The sequence below is a fragment of the Massilia horti genome, assembly GCF_004614195.1.
Classification (GTDB): domain Bacteria; phylum Pseudomonadota; class Gammaproteobacteria; order Burkholderiales; family Burkholderiaceae_D; genus Telluria; species Telluria horti.
This window is the reverse complement of sequence record NZ_SPUM01000103.1, coordinates 1-20,678: the sequence shown is the minus strand read 5'-3', so window position 1 is coordinate 20,678 and position 20,678 is coordinate 1. Positions and strand designations below refer to the sequence as shown.

17 protein-coding genes, 2 tRNA genes and 1 pseudogene are annotated in these 20,678 nt (G+C 66.6%); 12 read left to right on the top strand and 8 right to left on the bottom strand.

Features of this window, described 5'->3' with window-relative positions:
* The 4 genes and pseudogenes from E4O92_RS15235 to E4O92_RS15220 all read right to left on the bottom strand — a co-directional run.
* Positions 1 to 762 (bottom strand): annotated as a pseudogene (locus E4O92_RS15235) (DUF349 domain-containing protein); the annotation flags it as partial.
* A 212-nt stretch (positions 763 to 974) separates the two neighbouring features.
* Positions 975 to 1,559, bottom strand: a complete 585-nt coding sequence (locus E4O92_RS15230; RefSeq protein ID WP_135190588.1) for a hypothetical protein — start codon at positions 1,557 to 1,559, stop codon at positions 975 to 977.
* Between the two features lie 290 nt (positions 1,560 to 1,849).
* Positions 1,850 to 2,842 carry a DUF2804 domain-containing protein gene (locus E4O92_RS15225; protein ID WP_135190587.1) on the bottom strand — a complete coding sequence of 331 codons (993 nt, stop codon included), beginning with the start codon at positions 2,840 to 2,842 and terminating at the stop codon, positions 1,850 to 1,852.
* The gene (locus E4O92_RS15220; protein ID WP_135190586.1) at positions 2,839 to 3,045 is read right to left on the bottom strand and encodes a hypothetical protein; all 207 of its coding nucleotides are present in this window, start codon (positions 3,043 to 3,045) and stop codon (positions 2,839 to 2,841) included. Before E4O92_RS15220 ends, E4O92_RS15225 begins: the two co-directional genes overlap by 4 nt.
* Before the next feature lie 112 nt (positions 3,046 to 3,157).
* On the opposite strand from E4O92_RS15220, the gene E4O92_RS15215 reads away from it, so the two are divergent.
* The 9 genes from E4O92_RS15215 (at position 3,158) to E4O92_RS15175 (ending at position 13,105) form a co-directional block, all read left to right on the top strand.
* Positions 3,158 to 4,423 carry an exonuclease SbcCD subunit D C-terminal domain-containing protein gene (locus tag E4O92_RS15215; protein ID WP_135190590.1) on the top strand — a complete coding sequence of 422 codons (1,266 nt, stop codon included), beginning with the start codon at positions 3,158 to 3,160 and terminating at the stop codon, positions 4,421 to 4,423.
* Positions 4,420 to 8,178, top strand: coding sequence for an AAA family ATPase (locus E4O92_RS15210; RefSeq protein ID WP_135190585.1), 3,759 nt, complete (start codon positions 4,420 to 4,422; stop codon positions 8,176 to 8,178). The genes E4O92_RS15215 and E4O92_RS15210 overlap by 4 nt, the downstream gene beginning before the upstream one ends.
* Before the next feature lie 70 nt (positions 8,179 to 8,248).
* Entirely contained in the window at positions 8,249 to 8,461 is a 213-nt protein-coding gene (locus E4O92_RS15205) for a hypothetical protein (RefSeq protein WP_135190584.1), read from the top strand.
* Positions 8,461 to 9,609, top strand: coding sequence for a methyltransferase (locus E4O92_RS15200; protein ID WP_135190583.1), 1,149 nt, complete (start codon positions 8,461 to 8,463; stop codon positions 9,607 to 9,609). Before E4O92_RS15205 ends, E4O92_RS15200 begins: the two co-directional genes overlap by 1 nt.
* A 44-nt stretch (positions 9,610 to 9,653) precedes the next feature.
* Positions 9,654 to 9,730 (top strand) — tRNA-Met (locus E4O92_RS15195).
* Positions 9,731 to 9,811: 81 nt separating this feature from the next.
* Positions 9,812 to 10,045 (top strand): hypothetical protein, encoded by a 234-nt coding sequence (locus E4O92_RS15190; protein ID WP_135190582.1) that lies wholly within the window; start codon positions 9,812 to 9,814, stop codon positions 10,043 to 10,045.
* A gap of 17 nt (positions 10,046 to 10,062) precedes the next feature.
* Positions 10,063 to 11,472, top strand: coding sequence for an ATP-dependent RNA helicase DbpA (dbpA, locus tag E4O92_RS15185; RefSeq protein WP_135190581.1), 1,410 nt, complete (start codon positions 10,063 to 10,065; stop codon positions 11,470 to 11,472).
* Between the two features lie 134 nt (positions 11,473 to 11,606).
* Complete coding sequence (locus E4O92_RS15180) at positions 11,607 to 12,668, top strand: serine/threonine-protein kinase (RefSeq protein ID WP_135190580.1); 1,062 nt, start codon at positions 11,607 to 11,609, stop codon at positions 12,666 to 12,668.
* Between the two features lie 5 nt (positions 12,669 to 12,673).
* Positions 12,674 to 13,105: a TssQ family T6SS-associated lipoprotein gene (locus E4O92_RS15175; RefSeq protein ID WP_135190579.1), complete on the top strand. Its 432-nt coding sequence runs from the start codon at positions 12,674 to 12,676 to the stop codon at positions 13,103 to 13,105.
* 3 nt (positions 13,106 to 13,108) lie between these two features.
* On the opposite strand, the gene E4O92_RS15170 is transcribed toward E4O92_RS15175, so the two are convergent.
* From E4O92_RS15170 to earP, 3 genes are all read right to left on the bottom strand, one after another.
* Positions 13,109 to 14,698, bottom strand: coding sequence for an amidase (locus tag E4O92_RS15170; protein WP_135190578.1), 1,590 nt, complete (start codon positions 14,696 to 14,698; stop codon positions 13,109 to 13,111).
* A gap of 323 nt (positions 14,699 to 15,021) precedes the next feature.
* Positions 15,022 to 15,597 (bottom strand): elongation factor P, encoded by a 576-nt coding sequence (locus E4O92_RS15165; protein WP_135190577.1) that lies wholly within the window; start codon positions 15,595 to 15,597, stop codon positions 15,022 to 15,024.
* A 66-nt stretch (positions 15,598 to 15,663) separates the two neighbouring features.
* Entirely contained in the window at positions 15,664 to 16,812 is a 1,149-nt protein-coding gene (earP, locus tag E4O92_RS15160) for an elongation factor P maturation arginine rhamnosyltransferase EarP (protein ID WP_135190589.1), read from the bottom strand.
* Between the two features lie 412 nt (positions 16,813 to 17,224).
* On the opposite strand from earP, the gene E4O92_RS15155 reads away from it, so the two are divergent.
* The 3 genes from E4O92_RS15155 to E4O92_RS15145 all read left to right on the top strand — a co-directional run bounded on the left by E4O92_RS15155 (position 17,225) and on the right by E4O92_RS15145 (position 20,453).
* Positions 17,225 to 18,253: a hypothetical protein gene (locus E4O92_RS15155; RefSeq protein WP_135190576.1), complete on the top strand. Its 1,029-nt coding sequence runs from the start codon at positions 17,225 to 17,227 to the stop codon at positions 18,251 to 18,253.
* 70 nt (positions 18,254 to 18,323) lie between these two features.
* The gene (locus E4O92_RS15150) at positions 18,324 to 18,572 is read left to right on the top strand and encodes a hypothetical protein (RefSeq protein WP_135190575.1); all 249 of its coding nucleotides are present in this window, start codon (positions 18,324 to 18,326) and stop codon (positions 18,570 to 18,572) included.
* 30 nt (positions 18,573 to 18,602) lie between these two features.
* Positions 18,603 to 20,453, top strand: a complete 1,851-nt coding sequence (locus tag E4O92_RS15145) for a S8 family serine peptidase (protein ID WP_135190574.1) — start codon at positions 18,603 to 18,605, stop codon at positions 20,451 to 20,453.
* Between the two features lie 49 nt (positions 20,454 to 20,502).
* Here the strand turns inward: E4O92_RS15145 and E4O92_RS15140 are convergent.
* A tRNA-Glu gene (locus E4O92_RS15140) sits at positions 20,503 to 20,578 on the bottom strand.
* Positions 20,579 to 20,678: the final 100 nt, after the last annotated feature.

Sequence of the window (20,678 nt, the reverse complement as noted above, 5' to 3'; positions counted from 1 at the left end):
GGCACGGCGGCCGAACTGGACAAGGCGCTCAAGGACGGCAAGAGCGAGCGCGGCCACGCCTTGCTTCAGGCGCGCATGTTCGTTGCCAAATTCGAGCACCAGCGCGCGCGGCAGCGAGGCATGCTCGGGCGCGGCCAATGCCGCCGCCTGTTCCTGCGCCATCTGCGCCAGCCGCTCGTCCAGTTCGGCCGCGGTCAGGCCCGCCACCTCCAGCGCGCGCAGGGCCGCCAGGCGGTCGATCATGGCGCGTTGCAGCGCCACCTGCGCCTCCAGCCGCTTGCCCAGCTCGGCGCGCACCTGCTCGAACCGCTCCGTGAGCTCGGGCGCGGCGATCACCGACCACTTGCGGTCCAGTTCGGCCACGTGGTTCGGGGTCAGGAGCTCATCACCGAGCAGCGCCTCGGCCTGCTCGAGCGCAGTCTGGCCGCGCCGCAGTTCGGCCTCGTGGTGGCGGATCGCTTCCAGCCTGGACTGCATGAGCTTGGCGACCCGGCGGTCGGTGTTGCGGATGGCGGCGTGCACGCGTTCGAGCTGCGCCGGGCTGTGGATGAACTCCGCCGCTGCCAGGCGCAGTTCGGAAAATTCGCACTGGAGAATGAATTCCGCGGCGGCCGTTTCGTCGCCGTTCAGTTGCTTCAGCCTTTCGGCCTGCAACGCCCGCTGCGAAGTGGCGCTTGGGCTTTGCTGCTCCGGTTGCGCATCCTGCCCGGGCTGCGCGTCACCGGGCTTGTCGCCCTGCCGCTTGAAAAGGAATTCGAACATGATGACATCGCACTTCCAAAACCCCCATCATAGCAAAGAACGATGAGGGCTTTGCGCGGCGGCGAGGCTTGCCGCGCGCAGCGCCGGCCTGGCCCGGAGGTCATTCCAAAATGAGCAGGGCAAGGCGCGGCGACGAACACAGTGCTTTGCACGGCAAGGAGCCGCAACGCAGCCATGCTCATTTTGGAACGACCTCTTGGCGCCGGCGATGCTCAGTGCAGAAGCTGCGCCGCGCCGCGTGCGGTGCGCTTGCCCAGGCCGCGGCCGGGACGGAAGTCGAATTCGACCCCGCGCCGTTCTTGTTGGTAAGCGTCATGCGCCAGCATCTGGTTGGCGATGGCAAACCATGCCTCGCCGGCGATGGCGGTCCGTGCCACCGGGAACAGCTCCTGCTCTTCACGCTCCAGCCGCATGAGCAGCGCCCCGCAGAAACGCTCGAGCGCCGCGCAGAACTGGGCCACGCGCGCCGCGCTGTCGACGGCGCTGCCCACCATGCGCAACGCGGCGGCCATGGCGTCCGAAGCGGCCTTGCTGAGCGCATCGAGCTCCTGCAGCAGATCGTCGGCCAGGCGCGTGGAGCGCCGGATGGCGGGGATCAGGAACTTGTCGAGCTTGCGCCAATGGCAGCTTTCGTAGAGTTGCTTGAGCGTGTCGCAGGTATGCTCGACCTGGCTGGGAGTGAGGGCGGCCTGGTGGAGAAAGTTGGTGTGGAGCAGCTTTTGGAGCGACTGCAGGCTGACCCGTACGCTAGTCTGCTCGACGGACAATGCAACCAAAGTATATGTCGCGGTTAACATTCGGTCTCCTCTCAGATAGCTTTTCGCCAACGCAAGAACTGGCCGCCGGGGCGGCAGGACCTGGTTGGGAAATAGTAGTTTTGAACAGGTCTAGGGGCAATTTTATTTTTGTCATCGACCTGAAGGAACTGGTAGTGTACGGACCACAGCCGGGTCTGGATTTGATCTAGCGCAAACACTCAGCAGTAATTGAACTCGACACGTCAACGCCCCGGCGCGCGGCGTTTACGCCACTTTCTGTAGGATAAATGCCAATGCCTGCGCGCATGTCGCGGCCGGCCTGACGGCGCTCACCAGCGTGCACGATATTCCTCGGTCAGACCGGTCAGGCGCCGCACCTCGCGCACCGGTGCATCGGGCGCGGCCTTGACCCAGCCTTCGAAGGTGCCGAACTGCTGCCGCAGACGACTGCTCGCCAGCAACAGCTGCTTGACGTCGCGCCGCATGCCTTCGGGGGTGAATTGCAGGTCGACCAGGCCATCGTCGGTGCGCACCCGCCACGGCGTGAGCGGCTGCGTGCCTTGGGCGTCGAACCGGGCGGCGCCCAGCGGGATGATGGCCCCGTCCAGCCAAAGCGCGTTTTCGCTGGCGCCGAAGTAACCGGCCTGCAGGTTGATGCCGACCTCGCGGCTGTGGGCCGACACCCAGTGCCAGTCGCTGGTGCGCCCTAACATCCCGTTCGAGTAGTCGAAGCTGGCGATGCCGCCGTCGAGGCAGTAACTGCGCCCGCCCGCATGCACCACCCCGCTCAGCCGCAAGGCGGTCGATTTCTGTGTCGCGTGCACGGTGCCACCCTCTACCTGCCGCACCGCCAGCAGCCGCTGCGACTTGCCGCGGTAGAGCGCATCGATGCGAAAGTTGCGCGCCTGCAGCCGCAGCTGGTAGCCGCCCTGGCCGTGCGGATGCAGCTCGATATCGATCCCCCCGCCGCCGCTGCGAAAGCGGCACGGCGCACAGGCGTGCGTGCCGACCGAGGCCGAAACGCCCGGCAGGCCGATCGGCGAGACCGACGCCACCACCTCGCGCCGCGTACGGTCGAACGCGTAGGCGAACGCACTGTGGACCCAGCCGGCGTCCACGATCGCCAGTCCGCAAAACAACTCGTCGGTGGATAGCGTCACGAAATGCCAGCGCTTGTGGCGCAGGCGCCGCGAGAAGCCGCCCGGCAGGAACGGGGCAGCCAGTGCATCCCAGCCAAAGCCGACAGTGACGCCGCGGTAAAGGCCGAAGCATGGTTTGCCATCGGTGCCAACGAGTTCGCGCGGGGCGTAAGGCAGATTCATACAGCTTCCCTTTCTGCAAGGGCGAGTTGGAGGGGAGCGTCAAGGAAGACGCCAAATTGGCGGGGCCGGTGGTGGCCGAGGGCCGCGGCGTGGACGGTGTCGATTTGCAACACGTTCATTTGCCGGATGATTTCCAGCACGTCATTCTTGACGGCAAAACGCACGGCGCGCGCGGCGCCGGTCGATAAACACTGTTCGGTCATTCCTCCAATTTAATAACGGCCTCACAACGGGGGTATTGATCCGCCCCCAAAGCTTTGGCGGACACATGGGCATGCGCTATAGTTGGCGCCGACTCGTCCATTTCCCTACATCATGCGGCTGCTGCACACCTCCGACTGGCACCTCGGCCAGACCTTGCACAACTTCGATCGACACTACGAGCACCAGTGTTTTCTCGATTGGTTGCTTGACACCATCGTTGCCGAACGGGCCGATGCGCTCCTGATCGCCGGTGATGTGTTCGACAACGCCAACCCGTCAGCGCAGGCGCAGCGCCAGCTGTACCGCTTCCTGCAGCAGGCCAACAGCCGCGCGCCGCTGCTGGACATCGTGATCATCGCCGGCAACCACGACTCGCCTGGCCGGCTGGAGGCGCCTGGTCCGCTGCTGGAAGCGCATGGCACCAGGGTGATCGGCAATGTGCCGCGCGACGCGGATGGCGAAATCGATCTGGAACGGCTGCTGGTGCCGCTCACCGGCAGCAGCGGCCAGGTAGAGGCGTGGTGCCTGGCGATGCCCTTCCTGCGTCCGGGCGACGTGCCGCGCACGACCGGGGAAGCAGCTGCGGATGCCGAGGAATCGGCGGTCCTCGATTACATGCAGGGCATCGCCCTGCTCTACCAGCGCGCGTTCGCACTGGCGCAGGCGCGGCGCGAGCAAGGCCAGGCGATCCTGGCGATGGGGCACTGCCACATGGTCGGCGGCGAAGCTTCGCGCGAATCCGAGCGCAGCATCGTGATCGGCGGCAGTGAAGCGCTGCCGGCGACGATGTTCGACCAGTCCCTCGCCTATGCCGCACTGGGGCACCTGCACCTGGCACAGCGCGTGGGCGGGCAGGAGCATTTGCGTTACTGCGGCAGCCCGCTGCCGATGTCGTTCGCCGAAGTCGGCTACCGGCACCAGGTGCTGCGCATCGACATCGATGGCGAAGCGGTGCGTGAGGTCACGCCGCTGTTCGTGCCGCGGGTGGTGGAACTGCTGCGCGTGCCCGCCGCTCCCGCCCCGCTCGAGGAGGCGCTGGCCGCGCTCGAAGCGCTCGAATTGGCGGATCTTCCGCCGCACGCCCAGCCCTACCTCGAAGTGCGGGTGCTGCTCGATGCGCCCGAGCCTGGCCTGCGCGCCAGGGTGGAAGCCGCTATCGCCGGCAAGCCGCTGCGCCTGGCCAAGATCGAGACCACGCGCAAGGTGGTGCTTGCGGCCGGTGTCGAGCCGGCGATGACGCTCGACCAGCTCGGAAAGCTGCAGCCGGACGACATCTTCCGCCGCCTGTACCTGCAGCGCTATGGCGAGGATGCCCCGGACGACCAGCTGGCCGCTTTCGCGGAACTGATGCTGCCGGCCAGCGCGGAGGCGGCATGAAGATCCTGCGCATTTGCGGCAAGAACCTGGCCTCGCTGGCGGGCGAGTTCTGCGTCGATTTCGAGTCCGAACCGCTGGCCTCGAACGGCCTGTTCGCGATCAGCGGCCCGACCGGCGCCGGCAAGAGCACCTTGCTCGACGCGCTGTGCCTGGCGCTGTACGACGCCACCCCGCGCCTGCTCAAGGTCACGCGCGGCGGCAGCCTGCTGCCCGATGTGGGCGCGGACACGGTGTCCGCGCTCGATCCGCGCACGCTGCTGCGGCGCGGCGCCGCGGAAGGATTTGCCGAAGTGGACTTCGTCGGCAACGACCACCGGCGCTACCGCGCGCGCTGGTCGGTACGGCGTGCGCGCAACAAGGCCGCCGGCGCGCTGCAAAAGTCGAACATGGCCTTGCATGCGCTGCCGGACCTGACCCCGCTGGGCGGCACCAAGACCGAGGTCGCGGCCGAGATCGTGCAGCGCATCGGCCTGTCGTTCGAACAGTTCACCCGCGCTGTGCTGCTGGCGCAGAACGAGTTTTCCGCATTCCTGAAAACCGACGAGAACGAGCGCGGCGAACTGCTCGAGACCCTGACCGGCAGCACCGTCTACAGCGAAATATCGATGCGCGCTTTTGAGCGCTACAAGGCCGAACAGGAGTCGCTGCGGGTTTTGACCGCGCAGTTGGCCAACCAGGCGCCGCTGCCGGCGGAGGCGCGTGCCACAGTCGATGCCGACCTGGCCGCGGCGGAGCTGGCACTGGAGGCGATCGACGTGCGCCGAACGCTACTCGAGCAGCAGCTTCGCTGGCACGAGGAGCTGGCCAAGCTGCGGCGCAACGAAACGCAGGCCGAGGATGCGCTGGCCACTGCCCGCGCACAGGTCATTGAATCCACCGCCAGGCGCCGCCACCTCGCCACGCTCGACACGGTGCAGGCGGCACGCCCCTTGATCGCGGAAGCGGCGCGCATCGCGCGTGAACAGCAGGAATCCCGCACCGCGCTGGCAAACGGAGAAGCGGAGCTGGCGCGCGTGCTCAAGGTCCGGGACGAAGCGGCGCAAGAAGTCGCGGCGGCACAGGACCAATTGTCCGCCGCCGAAGAAGCGCAGCGTGCGGCAGCGCCGGCGCTCGACCACGCCAAGGCACTGGACGCGGCCATCGCCGCGCTCGCACCGAACCACGTACAGGCAAGTAGCGCGTACGACGCGGCGCAGTTTGAGGCGCGCCAGCTCCAGGCCGAGCGCCAGGCCAGGCACACCGCGCTGGCCGCCGCGCGCGAGGCGCGCCAGGTGGCGCACGACTGGCTCACAGCACACGCCAGCTGGCAGACACTGGCACGGCAATGGCCGCGCTGGGACAAGGTTCTCGCGCAGGCAGAACAGGCGGCGCAAGCGCACACGCAGGCAGCAAGCGAACTGAACGCGGCGCAGCAAGCCTCCACCAACGCGGCCGCGCAGGAAGCCGAGGCGGCGGCGCAGTTGGCGCACGCTGCGCAGCTCCTCACCGAACGGGAGCTGGCGCGCCAGCAGGCGATCGGCGCACTCGCGGCCTTCGACGTCGAAGCGCTGCGAACCGAACGCCACGCACTGGAGCTGCGGCGCGAACAACTGACTGCTCTTGAGAAGACCTGGACCGCGCTGGCCGACGCGCAGCGCCGCCGCGTCGAAAACGAAGCGCTGGCCGCTGAACTGGAACGCTCGCGCGAGGCGGCCCGCCGGCTGCTGGCCGAAGCACAGTCCTGCGCGCCAGAGCTGAAAGCGGCTGCGGACCAATCGGAGCGTTCGCTGGCGGCGGCCGAGCTGGCATGTGCCGACAATGTCGAGCACCTGCGTGCCGCGCTGGCCGATGGCGAGCCCTGCCCCGTTTGCGGCGGCACCGAACACCCCTACCGCCATCAGGACCAGCGCCTGCACGCAATGCTGGACGGCCTGCGTGGCGAAGTCGAACGCTGCCGTGCCGCGTTGCAGGCCAACCTTGCCACACAGGCGACGCAAGGCGCAGCGGTCGCCGCATTTGATGAACGCAGCGCGCTACTGGCGCGTGAGCGCGATCGGCTCATTGAATCCATCGAAGCACTGTCCGCAACATGGAGCGACGCTCCGTTGGCCGTGGAAGCGCCCGCGCAGTCCGACCGCGCAGCCTGGTTCGCCTTGCAGCTGCAACAGCTCAAGCAGAAGGCGGCAGCGCTGGACGCGCAGGAACAAGCGACACGTCAGGCCCTGCTGGCACGCGATGCCGCGCAGGCGGACTGCGACAAAGCGCAGCGGGAACACGCACGGCTGCAGGAACGGCTCGGCGAAACGCGCGCTGCCCTGGGCCGGCTGCAAGCAGGGCAAGGCGCCGCTGCGGCAAGGTGCGAATCGGCCGCCGCGCATCGGGACATGCTCCTCTCCGAACTCGATGAAGTGCTGTCGCAAGCGGACGGTGACGGCTGGCGCAGCGCGTGGCAGGCCGCGCCAGGCCACTACCGGCAGGCGCGTGCCGGAGAGGCACAGCTCTGGAACGAACAGGCAGCCGTCGACGAGCGCCAGCTTGCCGCGACCGCCAGCCTGCAGGCGGAGTGTGGCGCATGCGATGCGCGCGCCGAACAGGCGGCGCGGCTGGCCGAGGCCGCACTGGCGCAGTTCGCCCGCATCGACGCGGCAATCAAGGAGCAGCGGGAACAGCGTGCCGCGCTGTGGGAAGGCCGGCCGGCCGGCGAAGTCGAACAGGCGCTGGCGGCGGCGCAGGCACGCGCGCGTGACGCGCTGGCGGCGCGCCAAATGGCCGTCAGCCAGGCGGCGCAGGACGAGGCGCGCGTGCGCGCGACCTGCACCCAGACCAGCGAACGGATCGATACGCTGGCCAAAGCCGCCGAGGCCGCACAAGTTGAACTTGCCGACTGGCTGGCCGACTACGCGCAGCGCCACGGCGAACTCGAGCCGGTGGCCCACCAGCAGGCGCTCGCCGAGCTGCTCGCGGTCGGCTCCGGATGGCTGGCGCAGGAACGCAGCCTGCTTGCCGCATTTGACGCCAACCTGGCCAGCGCCACAACCATCCTCGCCGAACGGCGCGCGCAGCGCCAGGCGCATGAGGCCAGTGGCGGCGATGCGGACGGCCAGCTTGCCGAGCATGTGGCAGCCGCGCTGGGCGAAGTGCTGGGCGAGCGCCGCGTCGCGCACGAGGCGCTCGCCGCGCTGCGCTTGCAAGCCGCGCAGGACGATGCACGCCGCGAGCAGGCGCGCGCGCTGCTGGCCGACATCGAAAAGCAGCAGGCGCTTGAACAGCGCTGGGGGCGGCTGTCCGAGCTGATCGGATCAAGCGACGGCAAGAAGTTCCGCAACTACGCGCAGCAGTTCACGCTCGACGTACTGCTCGGCTACGCGAACCAGCACCTGGCGCAACTGGCCCGGCGCTACCGGCTCGAACGGGTGGCGAGCAACGCCGGGCCCTCGCTGGCGCTGATGGTGCGCGACCAGGACATGGGCGGCGAAGTGCGTTCAGTGAACTCGCTCTCCGGCGGCGAATCGTTCCTGGTGTCGCTCGCGCTTGCGCTCGCCCTGGCCTCGCTGTCGTCGAACCGGGTGCGCGTCGAATCGCTGTTCATCGACGAGGGCTTCGGCAGCCTGGACAGCGACACGCTGGGCATCGCCATGGACGCGCTGGACGCGCTGCAGTCGCTCGGCCGCAAGGTGGGCGTGATCTCGCACGTGCAGGAGATGACGGAACGGATCGCCACCAAGGTGATGGTGCGCCCCGGCGGCGGGGGCAGCAGCGCGATCACCATCGAATAGGCCGTCCGGGTCGGGGGCGGCCTTTCATCCGGTGCTAGAATGGCGCCCTTTCCCATTCATTCCAAGATCCATGTCCAAACCCGCCCGCATCCTGACCTTCAAATGCGCCAAATGCACCAAGCCGGTCAAGGTCTTCCTGCAAAAAGTATCGGCCTGCTCGCACATCCAGCCGTACCAGGGCATCTGCGATTGCGGCGAGGTCAGGCGCCACGCGACCGGCAATGCCGACGCGGTCAAGTCCTACCTCGAATCGACCGACGGCAACTGGCAGCACCACCATTGATGACCCCGGACGCACGCATCGGCTGGATCGAAAACGGCCAGGAGCGCTCGGCCCGCTGGCAGTCCGAAAGCGGCGTGCCGGCGCCGAAGAAGGTGGTGCCGGCCGACGACACGATGACCGCGGATGCCGCCTACCGCCTGGCGCTGGACGCCAACGCCCTGCTGTGGCGCGGCGACTTCCAGAACGCGCGCCAACTGTTGCAGGCGCTGGCGCGCAGGATCGACCACAAGAGTTCACGCAGCAAGCGCGCCAAGGCAGCCAAGGCGCCGGCCACGCCCTTTGAGCAGTTCCACCGCCACCGCCTCGCGCAACTGCAGCGCGCGCGCGTGCTGGCCATGCTGGTGATTCCGTTCGAGGATGGCTACACGATCCCGCTGCGGCGCGCACCGGACGTGCGCGCCGCGTGCGAGGAGGCATACGGTCCATACCGCGAGCCGTTCGTGGCCTCGCTGCGCGAACTGCTGGGCCTCATCGGCGCGCACGAGTGGCACCGCAAGGGCGTGGAGATTCCCGCGCTGGGCGATCGAATCCATCCCTGCTACGGCGTGTTTTCGCCGGTGCGCGGTGAATACGTCGACCTGGTGGCGCAGGCGCCGCTGCCGGCGCAATGCGCCCTCGCGTTCGACATCGGCGCCGGCACCGGCGTGCTGTCGGCCGTGCTGGCGCGGCGCGGCATCGAACGCGTGATCGCCACCGACATGGACCAGCGCGCGCTGTCCTGCGCGCGAGAGAACATCGGGCGCCTTGGCCTGTCGCGCCAGGTCGAACTGGTGCAGGCCGACCTGTTCCCGGACGGCCGCGCGCCGCTGGTGGTCTGCAATCCGCCGTGGCTGCCAGGCAAGCCGAGTTCGTCGATCGAATACGCGATCTACGATCCGGACAGCCGCATGCTCAAGGGATTCCTGGCCGGCTTGGTTGACCACCTGGAACAAAACGGCGAAGGCTGGCTGATCCTGTCCGATCTTGCAGAGCACCTTGGCCTGCGCACGCGCGAACAACTGCTCGGATGGATCGACGCCGGCGGCCTTGCAGTGGTGCAGCGCCATGACGTGCGCCCGGTTCATTCGAAAGCGTTCGATCCGGACGACCCTCTGCACGCCGCGCGCTCGCGCGAAGTGACCTCGCTGTGGCGCCTGCGCGCGAAGTGATATTTGCGCCAACGCGCAGTTCGCGTTACAATCTAACTCTCAGACGCGGGGTGGAGCAGTCTGGCAGCTCGTCGGGCTCATAACCCGAAGGTCACAGGTTCAAATCCTGTCCCCGCAACCAGATACTGTAGGACAACGAGCCCGACTCTTGCAGCCGGGCTTTTGTTTTTTGAAGCAAGCAATCCTGCGGCAGCGAAGCGAGATGAGAGACAAAAAAGATAACGCGACGTTCGACCTGCCGGGCTTTGAGTCGGCCACGCCGCCGGAGTCGAGCCCTCCTGTCGAGCCAAAGCGCGGCGGCAGCCGCCCGCGCAGGACCTTGCAAAAGCAGGAGCAGCTCCAGTTGCTGGAAGAAACCGACGCCACCGGCCTGCCGGTGTGGCAAAAAGATCCCAGCCTGGACGATACCGGCCTGCCGGTCTGGGCGCCTGCCTGACCGGGCTTTCTCATTTCATGAACACCTCCTTTTCCGCGCTGCCGCTGGCGCCGCGCATGCTCGCGAACCTGTCGCAGCTGGGCTACCAAAACATGACGCCGATCCAGGCCGCCAGCCTGCCGGCACTGCTGCAGGGCCGCGACCTGATCGCGCAAGCCAAGACCGGCAGCGGCAAGACCGCCGCATTCGGGATTGGCCTCCTGCACAAACTGAACCCGACGTTTTTCGCGGTACAGGGCCTGGTCCTGTGCCCGACGCGCGAACTGGCGGACCAGGTTGCCAATGAATTGCGGCGCATCGCGCGCGGCGTGGGCAACGTCAAGATCGTGACACTCACCGGCGGCGTGGCGATGCGCCCGCAAGTCGCGTCGCTCGAATTCGGCGCGCACATCGTGGTCGGCACGCCCGGGCGCGTGCGCGACCACCTGTCGCGGCGCACGCTGGACCTGTCGCGCGTGCACACGCTCGTGCTGGACGAGGCTGACCGCATGACGGACATGGGCTTTTACGACGAGATCGAAGGCATCGTGCGCGCCTGCCCTGCCCGCCGCCAGACCTTGCTGTTTTCGGCCACCTACCCGGACGACATCCAGCGCGCCGCCGCTGCTTTTCTCCGCGATCCGCTCGAAGTGGCGGTCGAAGCGCAACACGACGCCACCCGCATCGTGCAGCAGTTCTACGAAATTGGATTCGATGGGCGCGAGGCCGCAGTGGCGCAACTGCTTCGGCAGGTCAGGCCGGCTTCCGCCCTCGCCTTCTGCAACACCAAAGCGCGCTGCCGCGAGATCGCCGATGCGCTGCGCGCGCAGGGCTTCCCGGCGCTGGCGCTGTACGGCGAACTGGAACAGCGCGAGCGCGACGAAATCCTGGTGCTGTTTGCCAATCGCAGCTGTTCGGTTCTGGTGGCCACCGACGTCGCCGCGCGCGGACTGGACATCGCCAACCTGGACGCGGTGATCAATGTCGACCTGTCCAAGGATCCCGAAGTTCATGTGCACCGCGTCGGCCGAACCGGCCGCGCCGGCGCCACCGGGCTGGCGCTGTCGCTGTGCGCGCCGAACGAAAAGAAATGGGCCGGCCTGATCGAGGAGTATCAGGGCGCGCCGCTGCAATGGCTCCCGCTGAACGAGCTTGACCCTGACGCGGCGGCACCGGTGGCGCCTGCGCCGATGGTCACCCTGTGCATCGCCGGCGGCAAGAAGGCCAAGCTGCGCCCGGGCGACCTGCTGGGCGCGCTCACCGGCGACGCCGGACTGGCAAAAGAACAGGTCGGCAAAATCCACATCACCGAATTCACGAGCTATGTCGCGCTCGAACGCGGCGTGGCGCAACTCGCATTCGAACGCCTCAATGCCGGCAATCCGCTCGGCCCCGACTTTGGCAGTATCAAGGGCCGCAGCTTCAAGATGCGCTTCATCGAAGTCTAGCGCCCCTGGCCGCGCACGGTTGACCTGCCGTGCTGAACACGCTTGCGGCAAATCTGGCATTATTTACAACAAGATATTGCCGAGGCCGGTAAGCGGAGCGTGCGTTTGCGCGACCGCCAGCGGCGGATTTGCCTATGACGAGCACGATCGGAACCGAAGCGCAACAGGACCAGGGCCGCACGTTGCGCGACATCGTCCTGCAACACCATGAACTGGTCAACGAGGCTTTCTGCCGCAAGATTTTCCGGCGGCTGCTGGCGTCGCTCGAACTGCAATACGCAATGCAGATGCCGCACCGGGCGATCACGCCGGACTGTGTGGCGTTCATGGAAAACGACGAGCCCATCTTGCTGCCGTCTTCCGTTGACGGGGACTGGCAGGACGAGGCAGCCGACCTGCGGGCGCTGGCATCAGTGGTCCATTTCGCCATCACGCGCGAATGGCCACCCGAGGCGCCGCTGGCGCCGCGACACATGCCCGGCTACGGCGACGCGCTGACCGGCGCCATCGACCAGTGCCTGTTCGCCGAGCCGGACACGCGGCCGCAAACGATCGCCCAGTTGCGCGACCTGCTGGGCATTGTGTCGCTGGAGCCGCCGATGCCGGCGTTGCAGCAAGCGCCGTTTGCCGATTCCCCCGATACCAAAGTGCCGCCGATCCACCCGCCCAGCCAACCCACGCCGGGGTGGTTGCAACGCTGGTTGCTGATCGGCGCTGCCGCGTGTGTGCTGCTAGCGGCAGCCGCAGCCTGGCTGGCATTGCTGCACGGGACCAACTCGGGCGACCTCGTCACGCTCGGCCTGCCCGTCACCGAACACGCAGCGCCTGAGCCCTATGCATCAGAAACGGCCACCACATCATCGCTCGACGCGCAGGAGACGCTGGTCGAGGCGGCCCCAGTCCCCGAGACTCCAGCCCAGACGCCGCCCGCAGCGCCCGCACCACCCGCGATCAGAACGGCTGCGGCGACGCCGGCCGCGACCACCTACAAACTGCTGATCAAACCCTGGGGCAAGGTCTACGTCGACGGCAAGGAACGCGGCATCAGCCCGCCGCTCAAGCGGCTTACGCTGCCCGCCGGACGACACACGGTGCGCGTGGCCAATCCGAACTTTCCGGACCGGGTGCTGCACATCGAGGCCGGCAAGAGCGCTTCCGGGAAGATCGACCACGATTTCTCCGTTACGCCAAGGTAGTCCAGATGAACACTGTTCGACAGTTGATGTTGGCCGCGCTGGCGGTCTCCCTTGCCGGCTGCGCCGAGCTGCCTTTCTTCGGCGATCGCGACAAGCCGGCAGCGGCGCACCGCCGCGCCAGCAACGTCTCCGCCAAACGGGCACCGGCCGCGTTACGGGAAGGGATAGGCTTGTACAACGAAGGGGATTTCAATGGCGCCATCCGGCGGCTGCAATCGGACGAGATCGCCAACGCGCCACTGGCCACCCGCCTCACCGCGCTCAAGTACACGGCCTTCAGCTATTGCGTGACTTCCCGCCCGGCGCAGTGCCGCCAGGCGTTCGACAAGGCGCTGCGCCTCGATCCATCGTTCGACCTGGCGCCGGGCGAATACGGCCATCCGCTGTGGGGCCCGGTATTCGCCCGCGCCAAAAAAGACCGCGAGCGCGGCGGCTGACGCCTACAGCTTGACGTTGATGGTCGGCGGGAAGGCCGGCGGGCGGCGGTGGCGGGTCGCCTGTTCATAGGCGTAGGCCATCGCGATCAGGGTCGCCTCGCTCCAGGCGCCGCCCACGAACGACAAGCCGACCGGCAGCCCGCGGGTGTAGCCTGCGGGCACCGTGATGTGCGGATAGCCCGCCACCGCGGCCGGCGTCGAAAAGCTGCCACCGTAGTGATCGCCGTTGATGTAGTCGGTCAGCCAGGCCGGGCCGCCGGTCGGCGCGACCAGGGCATCGAGCTGGTGCTCCTTCATGATTTGATCGATGCCCTCCTCCCGCGCATAACGCAGGTTGTTGGCCAGGGCATCCTTGTATTCCCGGGCATCGAGACCGGCCTTGGCCTGCGACGCGATCAAATGTTCCTGGCCAAAGTACGGCATCTCGCGGGACGCGTGCTTGTCGTTGAACGCAATCACGTCGGCCATGGTCTTGACCGGCGCGTGCGGCGCGTATGCGTCGAAGTAGGCAGCCAGGTCGGGCTTGAATTCGTACAGCAACACCTCGAGTTCACTATCGCCGTACTTGTCGATGTTCGGCAGCTTGACGTCGACCAGCGTCGCGCCCTGGGCCTTGAGCACCGCGAGTTCCTTTTCGATCAGCGCGTCGACCGCATCGTTGCTGCCGAAGAAGTTGCGCGTCACTCCGATGCGCTTGCCCCGCAGGCCGTCCTGGCGCAGCGCGGCGGCGTAGTCGAGGGCGCGGCCTTTGCCATCCGCGGTGGCCGGGTCGTCCGGGTCCACCCCGGCCAGCGCAGCCAGGAGCAACGCGGCGTCGGCGACGCTGCGCGTCATCGGGCCCGCCGTATCCTGCGAGTGGGCGATCGGGATAATGCCGCTGCGGCTCACCAGCCCCAGCGTGGGCTTGATGCCGACGATGCCGCAAATCGAGGATGGCGAGACGATCGAACCGTCGGTCTCGGTGCCGACCGCCAGCGTGGCCAGGCTCGCGGCAATCGCCGCGCCGGAACCGGAGCTCGAGCCGCTCGTGTTGCGGTCGAGCGCGTATGGATTTTTGGTCTGGCCGCCGCGGCCGCTCCAGCCGCTGACCGAATGGGTCGAGCGCATGTTGGCCCATTCCGACAGGTTGGTTTTGCCGATGATCACGGCACCGGCCGCACGCAGCCGGGATGTGATGAACGCGTCGCGCTTGGCGCGCACACCGTCCAGCGCCAGCGAGCCGGCGCTGGTGCTCATCTTGTCGCCGGTGGCGATATTATCCTTGAGCAGGACCGGAATCCCATGCAGCGGGCCACGCAGCTTGCCGGCCGCCCGTTCCTTGTCCAGTTCGCTCGCGATCGCCAGGGCGTCGGGATTCAGTTCGATCACACTGGCAAGACGCGGCCCGGCCTTATCGATGGCCGCGATGCGCGCCAGGTATTGCGTCACCAGCGCGCGCGAGGTCAGCTTGCCAGCGGCCATCTGCGCCTGCTGCTCGCGCACACCGGCTTCGAGAATGCCCGCAGGTGTATGCGGTGCTGCGGCGATGACGTGTGCGCTGGTGGCTGCGGCACCGGCGGCGACACCGAGTCGTACAAAATCCCTGCGATCCATGCGAGTCCTCCGATTAATCGAAGGCAACAGCATAGCAGCAAAGCAACGACCGGAGACAACTATGGTTGATCCCGCATGCGCGCACGCCACAACTATAGTTAGGCCCAAAACCGTCGTCCCCGGGCTCGGCGCCCCCCTTGGCGGGGACCCATGCTGAGCCGATGTAGCACGGGACCTATGGGGGGAACAGCGCCAGTGACGCTGTTCCCGCCTCCGCGGGAAGTCGTTTCCGGCAGTGCCGGGAACGACGGAGCAACACGCGTAACGATGACTTAAAAAAAAACGCTGCCAATTTGGCAGCGTTTCCTAGGAGTGCCCACGACTTAGTTGCGGACGACGCGCTTGTACTCGTTGGTACGGGTGTCGATCTCGATTACGTCATCGTTGCTGACGAACAGCGGAACCTGCACGATGTGCTGGTTGCCTTCGATCGCGTTTTCGATCTTCGCATCCTTCAGGACGTTGCCCGAGGTGTTGCCCTTGACCGCCGGCTCGGTGTACACAACCTGGCGTGCGATGATGGTCGGCAGTTCGACCGAGATTGCCTTGCCGTCGTAGAAAACAGCTTCGCATTCCATGCCGTCTTTCAGGTAGTGCAGCGCATCGCCCAGGTTTTCCTGCTCGATTTCGAACTGGTTGTACTCTTCGTCCATGAAGACGTACAGCGGGTCAGCGAAGTACGAGTAGGTAACCGGCTTCTTGTCCAGGATGACGACGTCGAACTTGTCGTCGCCGCGGAACACGTTTTCCAGCGGGGCGTTCGTCAGAAGATTCTTCATCTTCCACTTATAGGTGAAGCCCGTGCGGCTCGAGCCGTTGACGTCGGAACGCAGCACGATAAAAGGCTTCTCATCAACCATGATGATGTTGCCGACACGGATTTCTTTTGCTGGTTTCATAGAAAGTTTTGGTCTAAAAAAGAGTTGCAATAACCGGGCATCATACCATGTTTCTTGGCGCGACGCCTACCGGAGTGATGCGGCAAAGCTCAACAAATTGCTCGCCAGGTCGCCGTTTTCCAACATCCGCCCGTGCCAGTCGGCCGCGCGCGCTTCGATTGCCGGCACCTCGTCATGCAAGGCCTGCCACAGCGCCGGCCAGTCCGGGCTTTCCTGCCCGGCAGCATTCCAGTGCAAGGCAAATGCCTCCAATCCGGGCAGGCCGCCCGCATAACGCTGGAGGAAGGCGCGCAGTTTCTTGTGGTGCAGGTTCTCGTCCTGCGGATAGATGTGCCAGATGAAAGGCTTGCCTGCCCATTGGGCGCGCACGAACGAATCCTCGCCGCGCACGAAATTCAGGTCGCATGCCCACAGCAGCCTGTCGTAATCGGGCTGCGGCACGAACGGCAACACGCGCAGCGTCAGCGCGCCCTGCGTCGCACTGGCCCCGGCCTTGCCTTCCGTTCCCAGGAACGCTTGCACCGCCTGCGCCGCGACGCCTTCCGGCACCAGGCAGGTCACCGGCTTCTCGCCCTGGCGCCAGCTCTCGAACAGTTCAGTAACCTGCGCATGCGGATAACAGAACAGGGACACCTTGAGCGACGCCATTTCCTGCGCCGGGACGCCGAACCGGCCAAGGAACATGGCCTGTGCCTCGGGATCGTCCAGGAACTGTTGCCGCTGTTGTTCCAGCCCTGCTTCGCGCAACAGCCCGCCGGTCTTGCCGGTAAAGCCAGGGAAGAAGAAGTGCTTGGTCAACTTCAGGCGCGGGTGCATCGACGGCAGCATGTGGCAACCTTCGACCCACTCTTCCGCGGTCAAGCCTTCCAGGTTCAGCCATACGGGGCGGGGCTCGCGCAGCGCCATTGCCGCGATGTAGCCCGGCGGAATGTCCACTGCGAAAAACTCGATGACAATGTCGGCCACCTCTTCCGGCGCGAACACCCCCTCCTGGTCTTTCCAGTGGCGCACCAATACCCCGGCGACCGCCTGCTGATCGGCATCCACCTTCACTTGCGGGCAGATCCGGCGAAAGCTCGCCAGGTCGTCCACCCACAAGGTGACCGCCACGCCGTGCTCGCGCTCCAACTGCCGGGCGAGGCGCCAGCAGATGCCGATGTCGCCATAGTTATCGACGACTTTGCAGAAAATGGCGACGGGTTGATCAGGAAACATGTTGCGGAAGGTAGAAGGCCGGCCGTGCATCGGGGCGGCAAGGGCTGCCATTTTACCGGATTTCGCGGCGTCAAGATCGCCTCTGCGCCAGCCCAAGGCACGCTCTGCGATCAAGCGTCCGCCTGTGCAGTCGCAAGGTCCGCCACAGCCGTGGCGCTCCGTGCGCTACCGAACAAACTTCGCCAGTCCACCCCGGTCCAAAGGCTACCTTCAGGGAAAACGGCACACGCCATCTGCGCGTGCCCCTTCTCGGAAGCAACTCGCCTGCCGGCCATGCGGCCGCGGCGGGCGATCCCTTAAAAATAAAGCGGCCGCTTGTTGTGGTGCATACGGTGCGTCAGGAATGCGTGCGCTTTGGCGTGCTGTCCTGCGCGATCCAAGCCGGCGGCCGTCCAGAACCAAGGAGTTGAACATGAATGAATTTCAGCAGCTCGGATATGGACAACAGCAACTGGCACCACAAGGACTTTGGGGCGGGGGTATGGGTAGCATGGGCGGGATGGGGGGCATGGGGGGCATGGGAGGCGGCATGTTCGGCGGAATGCCGGGCGGCATGATGGGACGCGGCGGCGGCATATTCGGCGCCATGCAACCGGGCGGCCAGTTCGGCCAATCTGGCGGTGGCATGGGCGGCGGTTTCCAGTCGCTTTCCGCCGACCCCATCATGCAGGCCTGTGCCCAGGCCATGATGCAGCAAGCACAAATGGGGCAGTCGATGCCGTGGCACATGATGTCGGGGCAGATCATGCCGCAAGGCTGGCTGGGCTCGTCCATGGGTCAGTACGGCAGGCCGATGGGCGGCTTCATCGGCGGCATGTTCGGCAATGCCGGCCAGGGCAGCTCGATGGGCGGTGCCATGGGCGGCCTTGGCAGCATGATGCCGTTTGGCGCCGGCATGTCCCCCATGCAGCATCCGCTGCTCCAGCAAATGCTGGCGAACCAGGGGCTGCAACAGCACCCGCTGCTGCAACAACTGATGCAGCAGCAAGGGCTGCAGCAACATCCGCTCATGCAACAACTGGCGCAGCAGAACCCTCAGCTCATGCAGCAACATCCCCTGCTCCAACAGCTGCTGCAGGGACAAGGCATGCAACAGCATCCGCTGCTGCAACAACTCATGCAGCAGCAGGGGCTGCAGCAACACCCGCTGCTGCAACAGATGCTCCAACAACAGATGCCGCAGCAACAAATGCCCCAGCAGTCAATGCCAGGCCAGATGTCGCCGCAGGGCTGGTTCGGCAGCCAGCCGATGGGTGGCGGGATCGGCTCGCAGATGGGCGGCATGCAGCAGCCGTTCCAGATGGACCCGTACCAGATGCAGCAATTGCAGCAACACCTGGCCGGGCAGATGCAGCCTGGGCAGCACTACGGCTTCCAGGGCTATCCATCGCAACAGGGCATCGGGCAGCAAAGCTTTGCCAGTGGCCAGACCCTGCACTAATTAACTGCAGCCGGTGACGGCACGGTCCTCCGGGTGGAAGGAGGACCGTTCGCAGCCCAAGGAGACCCGCATGCCGAACCAGGGAACGAACCGCTACATCGTCCACGCCACCGGCGATGGTACGGCGCTGGCGGAGTTCATCGCCGGCCTGCCGAGCCAGCCGGCGATTCGGCTGGTCGAGGTCATCGGGCCGCACGACCGGCCGCACACGGCGGTGATCGAAACCGATGCGGCCACCGCTCTCCAACTCCAAGAAAACTTTCGACACTCCAACAAATTGATGATCGAGCCGGACCGCCCACTGTCCCTGTTCCAGTAACGGCAACGGCTGATCCGAAAGGACAAAGATATGCCCAAATTTCCTACCGGTGGACAGGCTGGATCGCCGGAGCGCGGCGCCGACAACGCCCCCGAGCCCGGCGGCGGCCGGGGAACGCAGGCGAACGGCAAGCACGTCACCGAACGCAAGAAACAATACCTGGTCGCCCCGCGCCAGCAGCCCATGGGCGCGATCGGCCCGCTGGCAATGGGCATGCAGCCGCTGGGGCTGCAGGCGGTCGAACAGGCGCTGCGCGCCATCCCCGACATCGAGGTGGTGCGCACCATCACCCCCAAAAGCACGATCGGCGTGCTCGGTGGCGGCATGGGCGAGCCCGAAGGCCTGCTGGTGGCGCGCATGACCGACGACAAGGCCGGCGCGCTGCGCCAGCAAGGCCAGGGCCGGCTGCTGGTGGAGCGCGACCAGCACCTGCACCTGTTCGATCCGGCACTGCCGCGGCCCAACCGGGTGGCCTCGCTGATTCCGTACGACGGGCCGTCGCTGGAGGTCACGGTGGTGGTGCGCGGCAAGGACGGCGCGCCCCTGCCGGACGCCGAAGTGTCCCTGTTCGGCGGCCTGATGCCGTCGATTGCCGTCACCGACGCCGGCGGCCTGGCCACGCTCAAGGTGTACGGCAACTCGCCCCATGCCATCAGCGGCCTGTACGTCAAGCCGCGCGCCGACTACTGGAGCTTCTACCAGCGCGACCCGGACCTGTCCACCGGCCAGCCGAACCTGGTCGCGCTGCGCGCGCTGTCGGACTGGCCGGCGCTGCCGGGCTTTCCCGGACGCAGTGCGGTCGGCTGGGGCGAGCGCGCCATGCGGCTGGACCAGTTGCCGCCGAGTTTCCGCGGCCAGGGCGTCAAGGTGGCCGTGATCGATTCCGGCGCGGCCACCAGCCATGCCAACCTGAGCCGGATCCGGTCCGGCTGGGACATCATCCACAACAACCCGACCACCTGGACCGAGGACCAGCTCGGCCATGGCAGCCACTGCACCGGCATCATCGCCGGCGCCGACCCCAGCTTCGGCATCCGCGGCTTCGTGCCCGATGCCGAAATCCACGTGTGCAAGCTGTTCCCGGGCGGCCAGATCAGTGAGCTGATCGAGGCGCTCGAATACTGCATCGAGCACCAGATCGACGTGGTCAACCTGAGCCTGGGCGCGATGGCGCCGTCCGAGGCGCTCGAGCAGCAGATCGTGCGCGCCAAGCGCGCCGGCGTGGCGATCATTGCCGCGGTGGGCAATTCGGGCGGGCCGGTGCAGTATCCGGCTGCTTCGCCACAGGTGCTGTCGGTGGCCGCGATCGGCAAGCTGGACGAGTTCCCGCGCGACAGCTACCACACCGAGACCATCAGCCCGGACGTCGACGCCCAGGGCTTCTTCACGGCCAAGTTCAGCTGTTTCGGAGCGCGGGTGGACGTGTGCGCGCCGGGCGTGGCGATCGTCTCGGCGGTGCCGCCGAATAACTTCGCGGCCTGGGATGGCACCTCGATGGCGGCCCCGCACATCACCGGCCTGGCCGCCCTGATGCTGGCGCACCATCCCGAGTTCCAGGCCCAGGCGCGGGTGCGCTCGGCCGAGCGGGTCGAACGGCTGTTCCAGCTGATTCGCCTTTCCGGCAGGCGCCTGACGCTGGCCGACCCGACGCGGATCGGCTATGGCATGCCCGATGCGCTGGTGGCGCTGGGCCTGGCGGTGGCGCCGGGCCAGGCCGCGTTCCAGTCGATGCTCGCGCAGCTTTTGGCCGGGGCGCCGCGCGCGACCAGCATGGGCGAGGCCGCGTATGCCGGCGCGCCGCTGGGACAGCGTCCGCTGGGGCCGGCCGACCTGATGTCGTTCGGGTTCGCGATGGGGGGAATGCGCCCGCAGGGCTGGTGAGCGCAGAAACACAAAGAGCCGCTCGAAGGCGGCTCTTTGTATCGCAGCTTGGCGTCCCCACGGGGATTCGAACCCCGGTACTCACCGTGAAAGGGTGATGTCCTAGGCCTCTAGACGATGGGGACCTAAAACCGATTAAAAAAGCCGCTCGTGGCGGCTCGATGCACATCCTTGGCGTCCCCACGGGGATTCGAACCCCGGTACTCACCGTGAAAGGGTGATGTC

What these genes read in the sequence shown, in the direction of transcription:
- E4O92_RS15215 (WP_135190590.1), top strand. Translation starts at nt 3,158, where the DNA reads ATGCGGCTGCTGCACACCTCCGACTGGCACCTCGGCCAGACCTTGCAC.
- E4O92_RS15220 (WP_135190586.1), bottom strand. Translation starts at nt 3,045, where the DNA reads ATGACCGAACAGTGTTTATCGACCGGCGCCGCGCGCGCCGTGCGTTTT.
- E4O92_RS15150 (WP_135190575.1), top strand. Translation starts at nt 18,324, where the DNA reads ATGCCGAACCAGGGAACGAACCGCTACATCGTCCACGCCACCGGCGAT.
- E4O92_RS15145 (WP_135190574.1), top strand. Translation starts at nt 18,603, where the DNA reads ATGCCCAAATTTCCTACCGGTGGACAGGCTGGATCGCCGGAGCGCGGC.
- E4O92_RS15155 (WP_135190576.1), top strand. Translation starts at nt 17,225, where the DNA reads ATGAATGAATTTCAGCAGCTCGGATATGGACAACAGCAACTGGCACCA.
- dbpA (WP_135190581.1), top strand. Translation starts at nt 10,063, where the DNA reads ATGAACACCTCCTTTTCCGCGCTGCCGCTGGCGCCGCGCATGCTCGCG.
- E4O92_RS15165 (WP_135190577.1), bottom strand. Translation starts at nt 15,597, where the DNA reads ATGAAACCAGCAAAAGAAATCCGTGTCGGCAACATCATCATGGTTGAT.
- E4O92_RS15230 (WP_135190588.1), bottom strand. Translation starts at nt 1,559, where the DNA reads ATGTTAACCGCGACATATACTTTGGTTGCATTGTCCGTCGAGCAGACT.
- E4O92_RS15170 (WP_135190578.1), bottom strand. Translation starts at nt 14,698, where the DNA reads ATGGATCGCAGGGATTTTGTACGACTCGGTGTCGCCGCCGGTGCCGCA.
- E4O92_RS15225 (WP_135190587.1), bottom strand. Translation starts at nt 2,842, where the DNA reads ATGAATCTGCCTTACGCCCCGCGCGAACTCGTTGGCACCGATGGCAAA.
- E4O92_RS15205 (WP_135190584.1), top strand. Translation starts at nt 8,249, where the DNA reads ATGTCCAAACCCGCCCGCATCCTGACCTTCAAATGCGCCAAATGCACC.
- E4O92_RS15190 (WP_135190582.1), top strand. Translation starts at nt 9,812, where the DNA reads ATGAGAGACAAAAAAGATAACGCGACGTTCGACCTGCCGGGCTTTGAG.
- E4O92_RS15200 (WP_135190583.1), top strand. Translation starts at nt 8,461, where the DNA reads ATGACCCCGGACGCACGCATCGGCTGGATCGAAAACGGCCAGGAGCGC.
- E4O92_RS15180 (WP_135190580.1), top strand. Translation starts at nt 11,607, where the DNA reads ATGACGAGCACGATCGGAACCGAAGCGCAACAGGACCAGGGCCGCACG.
- E4O92_RS15210 (WP_135190585.1), top strand. Translation starts at nt 4,420, where the DNA reads ATGAAGATCCTGCGCATTTGCGGCAAGAACCTGGCCTCGCTGGCGGGC.
- earP (WP_135190589.1), bottom strand. Translation starts at nt 16,812, where the DNA reads ATGTTTCCTGATCAACCCGTCGCCATTTTCTGCAAAGTCGTCGATAAC.
- E4O92_RS15175 (WP_135190579.1), top strand. Translation starts at nt 12,674, where the DNA reads ATGAACACTGTTCGACAGTTGATGTTGGCCGCGCTGGCGGTCTCCCTT.